General features: G+C 68.7%; 8 protein-coding genes. 6 read left to right on the forward strand and 2 right to left on the reverse strand.

Annotated features, from left to right (window positions below):
• Nucleotides 1-91 precede the first annotated feature (91 nt).
• Entirely contained in the window at nucleotides 92-4,057 is a 3,966-nt protein-coding gene (locus A3CU_RS0108660; protein WP_027941955.1) for a type VII secretion protein EccC, read from the reverse strand.
• A gap of 175 nt (nucleotides 4,058-4,232) precedes the next feature.
• On the opposite strand from A3CU_RS0108660, the gene eccD reads away from it, so the two are divergent.
• From eccD to A3CU_RS0108680, 4 genes are all read left to right on the forward strand, one after another.
• Nucleotides 4,233-5,633: a type VII secretion integral membrane protein EccD gene (gene eccD / locus A3CU_RS0108665; RefSeq protein WP_027941956.1), complete on the forward strand. Its 1,401-nt coding sequence runs from the start codon at nucleotides 4,233-4,235 to the stop codon at nucleotides 5,631-5,633.
• A 10-nt stretch (nucleotides 5,634-5,643) separates the two neighbouring features.
• Nucleotides 5,644-7,050 (forward strand): type VII secretion protein EccB, encoded by a 1,407-nt coding sequence (gene eccB, locus A3CU_RS0108670; RefSeq protein ID WP_027941957.1) that lies wholly within the window; start codon nucleotides 5,644-5,646, stop codon nucleotides 7,048-7,050.
• A gap of 148 nt (nucleotides 7,051-7,198) precedes the next feature.
• On the forward strand, nucleotides 7,199-7,522 hold the full coding sequence (locus tag A3CU_RS0108675; protein ID WP_027941958.1) for a WXG100 family type VII secretion target: 324 nt from the start codon (nucleotides 7,199-7,201) through the stop codon (nucleotides 7,520-7,522).
• 36 nt (nucleotides 7,523-7,558) lie between these two features.
• Complete coding sequence (locus tag A3CU_RS0108680) at nucleotides 7,559-7,852, forward strand: WXG100 family type VII secretion target (RefSeq protein WP_245616945.1); 294 nt, start codon at nucleotides 7,559-7,561, stop codon at nucleotides 7,850-7,852.
• Nucleotides 7,853-7,981: 129 nt separating this feature from the next.
• On the opposite strand, the gene A3CU_RS0108685 is transcribed toward A3CU_RS0108680, so the two are convergent.
• Complete coding sequence (locus tag A3CU_RS0108685) at nucleotides 7,982-9,247, reverse strand: S8 family serine peptidase (protein ID WP_063628803.1); 1,266 nt, start codon at nucleotides 9,245-9,247, stop codon at nucleotides 7,982-7,984.
• An 80-nt stretch (nucleotides 9,248-9,327) separates the two neighbouring features.
• On the opposite strand from A3CU_RS0108685, the gene A3CU_RS0108690 reads away from it, so the two are divergent.
• Both A3CU_RS0108690 and A3CU_RS0108695 read left to right on the forward strand, forming a co-directional pair.
• On the forward strand, nucleotides 9,328-9,747 hold the full coding sequence (locus tag A3CU_RS0108690; RefSeq protein WP_027942054.1) for a YbaB/EbfC family nucleoid-associated protein: 420 nt from the start codon (nucleotides 9,328-9,330) through the stop codon (nucleotides 9,745-9,747).
• Entirely contained in the window at nucleotides 9,744-10,070 is a 327-nt protein-coding gene (locus A3CU_RS0108695; protein WP_027941961.1) for a hypothetical protein, read from the forward strand. The genes A3CU_RS0108690 and A3CU_RS0108695 overlap by 4 nt, the downstream gene beginning before the upstream one ends.
• Nucleotides 10,071-10,124 lie beyond the last annotated feature (54 nt).

A 10,124-nucleotide genomic window follows, 5' to 3' on the forward strand; every position in this document is an offset into this window, starting at 1 on the left:
CGTAGCCTGTGACCCTCGGCGGCGGACTTTGGCGCGAACCGGTGGCCCGACCTCTTTTATTCAATCATCATCCGGCGTGTCAAGCCCAGCCTTACTGCTCGGGCGGCAGGTGGGCGAGCTGGACCAGCTGTGCCCCGCCGGCGCGGGTGATCAGCCAGCCGCGGCCCGGCGGCAGCGGCTTGGCCTTGAGATTGCCCAGCAGCGGCCCCTCTTCCGGGCTGCCCGACATCAGGATGCCGGGCGAGGCCAGGTCGCGGATCCGGGAGAGCACCGGGTCGTAGAGCGCCCGCCCGGCGCCCCCGGTCCGGCGGGTGACCACCAGATGGAGCCCGATGTCGCGGCCTTGCGTCATGAACTCCAACAGTGGCACCAGCGGGTTGTCGTGTGGGTTCGGCGCGACCAGGTCATAGTCGTCGACCAGGATGAACAGTTCCGGTCCACTCCACCAGCTTCGGGTGCGCAGTTGCTCCGGGGTGATGTCGCTTCCTGGTAGGCGCTTGGCCATCGCGTCGATGGTTAGACGCACCATTTCGGCGACGGTTCCACTCGCGGTCGCATAACCGATGAGATATTCCTCGGGCACCAAGCCGAGCAGACTGCGCCGGAAGTCGATCAGCGCGATCTGCGCCTGCTCCGGGCCGAACCGGGTCATGATGCCGCGCGCAAGCCCACGCAGGAACGAGCTCTTGCCCGACTCGACATCGCCCAGCAGCAGCAGGTGCGGTTCGGTCAGGAAATTCAGGCCGACCGGCCGCAGGTCGGCTTCCGAGATGCCGATCGGGATGCCGTGCTCGTCGGGTGCGGGAAGGTCGGCGTAGGGCAGTTCCGCCGGCAGCAGCCGGACCGCGGGCGCCGTCTTGCCCGGCCAAGCGGTGTTGACCGAGGCGACGAACTGCCGGATCCCGTCGGCGAGATCGGCGGCGGTGGACTTGTTGTCGGTGCGCGGCACCCCGGCGAGGAAGTGCATCCCGTCCGGCGCCAGGCCCCGGCCCGGTGTCTGCTCGGGCACGCTCGCCGCCTGGCGGCGACCGATCACCGAGTCGGTCGGATCGCCCAGCTTCAGTTCGAGCCGGCTGCCGAACATGTCCCGCACGGTCATCCGCAGGTCCATCCACCGGTTGGCGGTCGCGATGACGTGCACCCCGAACGCCAGGCCACGGTTGACGAGCTCGGTCACCGCGGGCTCGAGGTCCTCGAACTCGGCGCGCAGCGTTCCCCAGCCGTCCACGACCACGAACAGGTCACCGAAGCGGTCCTCCGGGAACCGGCCTTCGCGTAGCATCCGCCGGTAGGTCACCATGCTGTCGATGCCGCGCTCGGCGAACCGTTGCTCGCGTTCGGCGAGCAGCGTCCGCGCCTCGGCGACGCTGCGCCGTACCCGGTCCACCTCGCGCCGGTTCGCCACCCCGCCGACGTGGGCCAGCTCGCGCATCGCGGTCAGCCCGCCGCCGCCGAAATCGAGGCAGAAGAACTGGACCTCGGCCGGCGTGTGCGTCAGCGCGAGGCTGCCGATGACGGTCCGGACCACGGTGCTCTTGCCGCTGTGCGGGCCACCGACGACGACGAGGTTGCCGCCGGCGCCGGAAAGGTCCAGCCAGCACACGTCGCGCCGCTGGTCGGCGGGCCGGTCGATGATGCCGGCCGCGGCGCGCAGTGCTCCGTGATGCTCGGTCTCACCGGTGGTCAGGCCCCGTTCGGGACTGGTCATCAGCGGGTTGAGCAACTGGTCGAGCGTCGGCGGTTCGGCCAGCGGGGGCAGCCACACCTGGTGAGCCGGCCTGCCCTTGCCTTCCAGTCGCTCGACGAGGACGTCCAGCAGGGTTTCGCCGAGCTCGTCGGCTTCGCTTTCCGCGGGCTCCGGCGCGGCGATCTCCTCGGTCAGCCGTGGCCGGAGGAAGCGCGTCGAGTAGTTCTGCACCGGGTCGATGTGGCGGCCTTCGTCGTCGGTCCGGCCGACGACGGTGCCGCCCTTGCGGTGCACGCCGGAGACGTAGGCGGCCTTGAACCGGACGAGTTCGTCGGTGCCGAACTTCAGGAACCCGTTACCGGGCGAGCGCGGGAGTTGGAACGCGTCCGGTGAGCCGAGTACCACCCGGCTTTCCATGGCGGAGAAGGTCCTCAGCCCGATCCGGTAGGACAGGTGCGAGTCCAGCCCGCGCAGCCGGCCCTCCTCCAGCCGCTGCGAAGCCAGCAGCAGGTGCACCCCCAGCGACCGGCCGACGCGTCCGATTTGGACGAACATGTCGACGAAGTCGGGCCGCGCGGTGATCAGTTCGGAGAACTCGTCGACGATGACCAGCAGCGCGGGCAATGGGTCGAGCGGCGCGCCCGCGTCACGGGCACGGGCGTAGTCGCGCTGCGAGCCGTAGTTTCCCGCCTTGCGCAGCAGTTCCTGCCGCCGCAGCAGCTCGCCGCTGATCGCGTCGAGCATCCGGTCGACCAGATGCAGCTCGTCCGCCAGGTTGGTGATCACCGCGCTGGTGTGGGGCAGCCGGTCGAGCTTGGTGAACGTCGCGCCACCCTTGAAGTCGACCAGGACGAAGTTGAGGATCTCCGGATCGTGGGTGACCGCCAGCGCCAGCACCAGCGTGCGCAGCAGCTCCGATTTGCCGGAACCGGTGGCACCGACCAGCAGACCGTGCGGGCCCATGCCGTCCTGTGCGGATTCCTTCAGGTCCAGCTCCATCGTGCGGCCGTCGGCGGTGATGCCGATCGGCACCCGCAGCCGGTCGCGGCTCGACCGGGCCTTCCAGGTGGACGTGAGATCGAATTCGTACGGGTCGCCGACGCCGAGCAGGTCGGTCAGCTCGAGCGAGCCGGACAATGGCTGCTCACCGGTCGACAGCGCGGACAGCCGCAGCGGCGCGAGCGTGCGGGCCAAGCCGCGGATGCCTTCGACATCGATCCCGTCGGCCTTGCCGATGGCGCCTTCTCCGTCCATGGTCCGGCTGGTCAGGTTGCCGTCCGCGGGGGCGTCGAGGACCAGCGCCGCCGAGTCCAGCAGCCGCGGCGCCTTCTCGGTCAGTTCGACGACCGTGACACCTTCCAGACCGCCCTCGATCGCCAGATGCTCCGAACCAGTGGTGTCCCCGCCGTCCAGGAAAACCACCAAATGCGCCATTCCTTCGATCGGCGCCGAGCCGGGGTTGAACCTGGGCCGGTTCGCCAGCACGTCGTCCAGGATCGCTTCCAGCGCGGTCACGGACGGGGTCACCAGCCGGATCTGCCCGACCGCGTCGGTCTTGCTCGGGTGCAGGGCATGGGGCAGCCACTTGGCCCATTCCCAGGCTTCCCGATCGCGCACGCAGAACCCGATGAGCACATCGCCGGGAGCATGGAAGGCGCTCAGCTGGGCCACCATCGCGCGGACCAGCGCGCGCCTGCGCTCGTCGTCGCCGGTCAAATAGATCCGCGAGAACCCGCGCAGTGCCACGGCCACCGGAAGGTCCGGCACCGTCGCGTAGGAGGTGACGAACTTGCGCAGCGCGACCGCGCACAACGGTTCGAGTTCGTCGACCGGCTTGGTCTCCGGCGGCACCAGCGGGGTGGCGAGTTCCTGCGAGCCGAGGCCGATGCGGACCACGGTGAAGTCCCAGTCGCCCGGCCGACGCTCCCACACCCGCGTGCTCTGCGCGGTCGACCACAGCTGCGCGGGATCGGGATGCCGGTAGAACATGGCGCGGCGCTGCTGGTCGATCGTGTCGCGCACCTGCGTCCGCAGCTGCGACAGCCGGCGCATGTAACGGCGGCGGTTCGCGATCATCTCCTGCTTGCTCGCGCCCTGCCCGTTCTGACTGATGATCTGGAACAGGATCATGCCGAGCACCGCGACGCCGTAGAGCCCGCCCGCCACGTACATCAGTGGCCCGGACCGGCCGGCCCCGATCAGCAGCGCCATGCCGCCGGTGCCGGCCAGCATGGGCAGGATCATCAGCACGCGCGTCCAGCTCTTGCCCGACGGAGGCGGGTTCTCCGGCGGTGGATCGAGCACCACGTCGCCGGAGGGCAGCTCTGGTGCTGCCTGCCGAACCGGCCGTTTGACTATGATCGTTCCCAAGACTGAACCTCCCGAGCGCCCGGGGCGCCACCGTCGAGCTTCCCCGTAAACCTAGCGCCGCGCTTCAACGGGTACTCTCCCAGCCGGTCTCGGGGGCCGATTCGACAGGGACGCTGATGGGAAACGCAACATCCTGTAGCGGGAAACAACATCGTACGGGGCCGGGAGGCAGGAAATGACGTCGGCGATGGGCACGATGCTCACGAAGGTGACGATAACCACCCCTCAGCGCGGCATCGATGTCGCGCTGCCGGAAAACGTACCGGTCGCCGAGCTGCTTCCGTACATTCTGCGCCACGCAGGGGAAGAAGCGGCCGACCGCGGGGAACGGCACGGCGGCTGGTCCTTGCGGCGGCCCACCGGTGAACGCCTCGAGCCTCAGCAGACCCTTGCCGCGCAACAGGTGCGCGACGGCGAGATCCTGCATCTGGTACCGGGGCCGGTGGACTGGCCCGAGATCGAGTACGACGACCTGGTCGAGGCGATCGCCAGCGGCGCGCGCCGCTACGGCCGCAGCTGGGGCCCGGCCCAGACCCGGCGCACCGGGCTTGCGGTGTGCGCCGCGCTGCTGTCCGCCGGAAGCCTGGTGACGTTGTTGTTCGAACCGCCGTGGCTGGCGCCCGGGCTGATCATGCTGGCCGCGGCGGTGGTGCTGACCGCATTGGGGATCGTGATCGCACGAGCCGTACCGGACGCCGCGGCCGGCGCGGTGTTCGCCGGTTCCGGGCTGCCGTACGCCTTCATCGGCGGGCTGCTGTGCACCGCACCGGAGCACGCGCGCCTGCTTTCGATTGGCACGCCGCAACTTCTGCTCGGCACGGTCGCGCTGCTGATCTTCGGGATCATCGGCTACCTCGGGGTCGGCGCGCTGGGCCGGGTCTTCGTCGCGGCGATCGGCATCGGCGTGCTCGGTACGCTGGGCGTGGTCTGCGGTTCCGGACTGGACCCCGACGCCGTCGCGTCCGTGGTGGTCACCGTCGCGATTGGACTGCTGCCGGCCTATCCGTGGCTGAGCATCCGGCTCGGCAGGCTGCCGCTGCCCGCGCTGCCCCAGCGCTCGGCGGACCTGCTGAAGGACGAAGCGCAGCCACCGTCGCCGGAGGTGTTCGACGCCGCCGCCCGCAGCGACGAGATCCTCTCCGGACTGCTCTCCGGCGCCGCGGTGGCCAGCGGGTTCTCGGCGATCTTTCTGGCCACGCACGCCGGTGGCTCCCGGCTGATCATGCTGGCCCTGGTCGCCGTGGCGCTACTGCTGCGGGCGCGGCTGTTTCCGGTACCCCGGCACCGGATTCCGCTGCTCGTCGCCGGGTTGTGGGCGTTCGTCCTGCTCGGGCAGTGGTACTTCGGCACCGCCACGAACAATGCCGAACGGGGGCTGTTCCTGCTGGCGCTGGGCGTGATCGCGCTACTGGCCGCGGCGGCGGGCATGGTCTACTCGGGCAAGAATCCGACGCCGTGGTTCGGTCGCTTGGCCGACTTCCTCGACGTGGTGGCTATCGTGGCTTTGATCCCGTTCGCGGGATACATCACCGGCTTCTTCGCTTATGTCCAAGGCCTGATGGCCTCGATCGGTTGAGGGATCAAGCGTGCCCACTCGTCGCGACCAACTGCACGCCTACCAGTTCATGATGCAACGGGTCACCTCGGCGCTCATCGTGCGTGAGACCGACCCCGAGCAGACTCCGCTGCGCCGTGGCGTGGGCGGGGTGTTCGCGGGAGTGATGGTGGCGGTCCTGATCGCCGCCGGATTCGGTGTCTACGGTGTGTTCACCGGCGTGGGTGGCACGTCCTGGAAGGCCGATGGCGCGATCGTGATCGAGCGGGAGACCGGGGCGACCTACGTCTACCGCGCCGGCGAACTGCAGCCGGTGCTCAACTACGCCTCCGCCCGGCTGCTCAGCAATTCGCAGAACGCCGGCCCGCACCGGGTCGCCGGGGCCGACCTGGTCGAAATTCCGCGAAAGACCGTCGTCGGCATCCCCGGCGCGCCGGACTCGCTGCCCGATGCGGACCGGATCACCGGCACGCCATGGACGATGTGCTCGGTGCTGGGGAGCAACCTCGCCGGCGGCCCGATGACCACGACCACGCTGCTCGTGGGGCGCGCGATGCCGGATGGCACGCCGCTGGGCCAGCGAGCGATCCTCGCTCGTGACGACACCGACGGCGCCGTTTACCTGGTCTGGAACAATCACCGTTACCGGATCACCGACCCGTCCGTCATCCGCTCGGTCTTCGGGGCACAGGCGGGCACCGTCGAGGTGGGGACGGCCTGGGTGAACGGCCTGCCCTCCGGGCAGGACATCGGCCCGATCGATGTTCCCGGCCGTGGCCAGCCCTCCGCGGCGCTCAGTGGCTACACGGTGGGCGACATCGTTTACTACCCGCTCAGCCGCGGCGTGCAGTACAACCTGGTCCGGTCCGACGGCCTGGCACCGTTGACCGAGCTGCAGATGCGCATCCTCAGCGGTCAGTATTCCGTAGAGCCCAAGCCGATCCCGGCGGCGGCGGCCAACGCGGCGCCGGCGAGCCAGGCCCTGCCCGTGGTGCAGGGCGAAGCCGCGGCCCCGGTGACGCAGCCGGACCTGGCCGTGGTGCCGAACCAGGGCCGTGCCGCACTGTGCTCGCAGACCGACGACGCCCGCGGCGCACCGGAGATCTCGCTCGGTGGCGACGTTTCGGCGCTCGCCGCGGGAATCCAGACCAGGCAGGAAAGCGGGACCGGGACCAGGCTGGCCGACCGGGTGCTGGTGCCACCGGGTGGGGTGGCGCTCGTCCGGGTCCTGCCGTCCGGCACCGCGAGTGCCGGGGCGCTGAACCTCGTCACCGATGAGGGCCTGCGGTTTCCGGTGCCCTCGGAGGACGTGCTGGCGCAGCTCGGGTATTCGGCGGCGCAGGCGGTGCCCATGCCCGCGGCCCTGGTCCAGCGCATTCCCGAAGGGCCCACGCTCGACCCGGCCGCGGCGATGAGTGCGGCCACGGTGATCCCGTAGCAAGTCCGTGCCAAGACGGTTCCTGGCTCGCTCGCAGGTCACTGACGTGGGCTTTCATCCCACGCGTTGCCGACACCGTTCGATGGCGAGTTGACAGTCCGGCGTCTTATCGTTCGAGTCAAACGCCTATTTACTTGGGGGTTGCACTATGGCTTTGAAGCTGACGCCGGACCAGATCGACAGGCTCGTGAACCTGATCACGCACAAGAAGAGCGACGGCGAGGCCATCCTCAGCAACATCTACGCCGGGTACCAAAACATCGTGGGCGCGAGCTGGATGGGCGGTGCCGCGACGGCGGCGCTGGGCAAGCAGGACGAGTTTCAGCAGGAGTGGGCGAGGTTGCGCAACATCCTCGACGACCTGCAGACCGCCATCGTCGGTGGCAAGAACATCTTGACGAACCAGGACCACGACGACCGTGCGAAGATCAACGCGATCGCTGCTGGCGGCATGAACTTCCACCGGTTGTAATCGTTCGGACCAGCAGCAGAGGGAAAGGCGGGCATCATGGACATGCCAATGCGCTACGACGGGACCGTCGGCGACACCGGTAGCACCCACAGCAACAAGGCAGCCGAACTGATGCAGTTGTTCGAGGACCTCAAGCAGCAGGCCAAGAGCATCCTCGCGGACGACTGGCAGGGTGCCGCCGCCGACACCTTCGACCAGGCCCAGACAAAGTGGAACAACGAGATTTTGAATCTCAGCGACGCGCACTCGACCATGGGCCGGACCGTCGTCGACACCATGAACAACGCGTTCCACGCGGACAGCCAGGCAGCCGGCCTGTTCAACGTCTAAAGCGGATCCACCTGATCCACCAGCCGGTTCCGGTACGCACGACCTACCGGAACCGGCTCTTTGCGCGACTTGTCGACTGGGGGGAGGGGAATACTCGTGCGTTCCAGCGCCACTGCGCGCCCGAACCGGTCAGGTCCGCTTTGGACGGTCGGCGAACAGTTCGACCGGGGGTTCGGGACGCTCGTCCTCGGGCCGGTTCTGGGGTACTGGGGCGAACCCGCTGCGCCAGCGGCGTCGCCGGCCACGGGGTCCGAACACGACGATCGCGGTGACCACCACAACCAGACCCAAACCGGCCGCGGCCAGTTCGAAGGCCCAGGCGTCGCTGCGCTCTTCGGCGGCCTGCCTGGCCTGCTCTCGCGGGTCGACCGCGATCGGCGTCAGGTCCGGCAGCGCCGCGGGAGTTCCGTTGACGACACTGTCGGACACCGCGTGGTACGGGTTGACGATGCCGTAGCCGTAGCCGGGGCTTCCGGTGCCTTCCGGCGCGGGTGTGGCGGTCGCCAGCAGTCGTCGCTGGATGTCCACAGCGGACAGTCCCGGCCAGTGGGCGCGGGTCAGGGCAACCGCGCCTGCCACATAGGCGGTGGCGAACGCGGTGCCGGAGTAGCTGCCGAGCCCGGAGCCGGGCGATGTCGTGACCACGTTCACGCCGGGGGCGACCAGATCGACCCGGTCGGGGCGCGAGGACTGAACCAAGTGGCCGGTTTCCTCGATCTCTCCGACCCCGAGGACGCCGTCGTAACCCGCGGGATACGGGACGACGCCGACGGGTTCGTTCGACTGCATTTCGCCCACGGCGGCGACCACCACGATGTCGCGCTCCAGTGCGCGCCGCACCGCTTGGCGCAGCGCCCCGCTGTCGGTGTAGGTGATCGTCGGCACGGCGATCACGGTCGCGTTGCGGTCGACGGCCCAGTTGATGCCCGCGGCCAGGGTGTCCGGATCGACGGTCTGCCCCTGGCCGGAGGGGTAGGAGTCGCCGACCACCCTCGCCGCGAGGAGTTGCGCATCGGGCGCCATGCCGTGGAATCCCACCAGACCGGAACGCTGCGCGGCGATGACGCCGCCCACGCCGGTGCCGACGCCGAGGCAGTCGCCGTTGGCGCCTTGCGAGTTGCCGCCCGAGGCGAAGTCCTTCCGTTCGGCGATGTGCCCGGCCAGCAACGGGTTGTCGGCGATGCCGGTGCTGACTACCGCCACGCGTTGGCCCGCGCCGGTGCTCAGCGGCCACACCTGATCGGGCGCGAGCAATTGTTGTGCCCACGGAACGGGAACCACAACGTTGCCCGGAGCGACACATTGTTCGGCCGATGCGGCTGGCGCCGTGACCATCACGAGGGTCAAACCGGTTACCGCGGTGAGCAGTGCCGCCCACAGGCGCTTGACGTACACGGCGGAGATCGTAGCCGAGCTTCCGGTGGCGGTAGCGACACCGCGTTGCCGGACAGGACAGGGCAGGACAGGAGGTAGTCGTGGAAATCTCGTCGGACGCCGTGAACCCGGTGTTCCAGGACATGCTGGAACAGCTGAAGAAAATAACCGAGTCATTGCCGAAGACCCGGGAGAGGATGTTCGAGATCACCGGCGTGGCCTGGTCCCCGGACCGGATGGTGAAGGTCGTGGTCGGCCCGCGGGGCCAGCTCGTCGATCTCGAGATCGATCCCCGGGTGTTCCGCAGGCCGGACGCGACGCAGCTGCGCGCTACGATCCTCGACGCGTCCAGTGCGGCGGTCCGTGACGTGACCGGGCAGCTGAAGGAGCTCATGGAAGACCAGTTCCCGCCGGAGTTCACCGAACTGCGGAACCAGATGCAGCCCGAACGTGCCGACGCCGCGGAAAAGTCGCGGCTCACCGATGCCCAGCTCTACGCCGAACGGAAGGAACAGCGATGAGCGGTTACGTCGAATTCACCAGCGGCACCGGGGAGACCAAGTCCAAGGCCGGAGAGCTCGGCGTGCAGGGGCAGGATTTCGCTGCCTTGGCGAAGCAGGGCAAGGCGGAACACGAAGACTTGGCGAATCTCGGCACCTTCGGCAACGACAAGCTGGGCGCCCGGATCATGGAGCAGCTCAAGGACGTGCACACGGTCTTCGAGGCCATGGAGAAAATTGGTGGCCAGCTTCACACGGCCTCGAGTCAGCTCACCGATGGTGTCAAGATACAGGAGGGCTCGGAGCTGGAGAACTTCTTGAACGTCAACAAAATCAAGCCCTGAAGCTGAGTTTTCGCTGTCATTGCCGGCTTTTCGCGGTCCGAGTGGAGGTGATCG

The sequence above is a fragment of the Amycolatopsis taiwanensis DSM 45107 genome, from assembly GCF_000519205.1.
In the GTDB taxonomy this organism is placed as follows: Bacteria; Actinomycetota; Actinomycetes; order Mycobacteriales; family Pseudonocardiaceae; genus Amycolatopsis_E; species Amycolatopsis_E taiwanensis.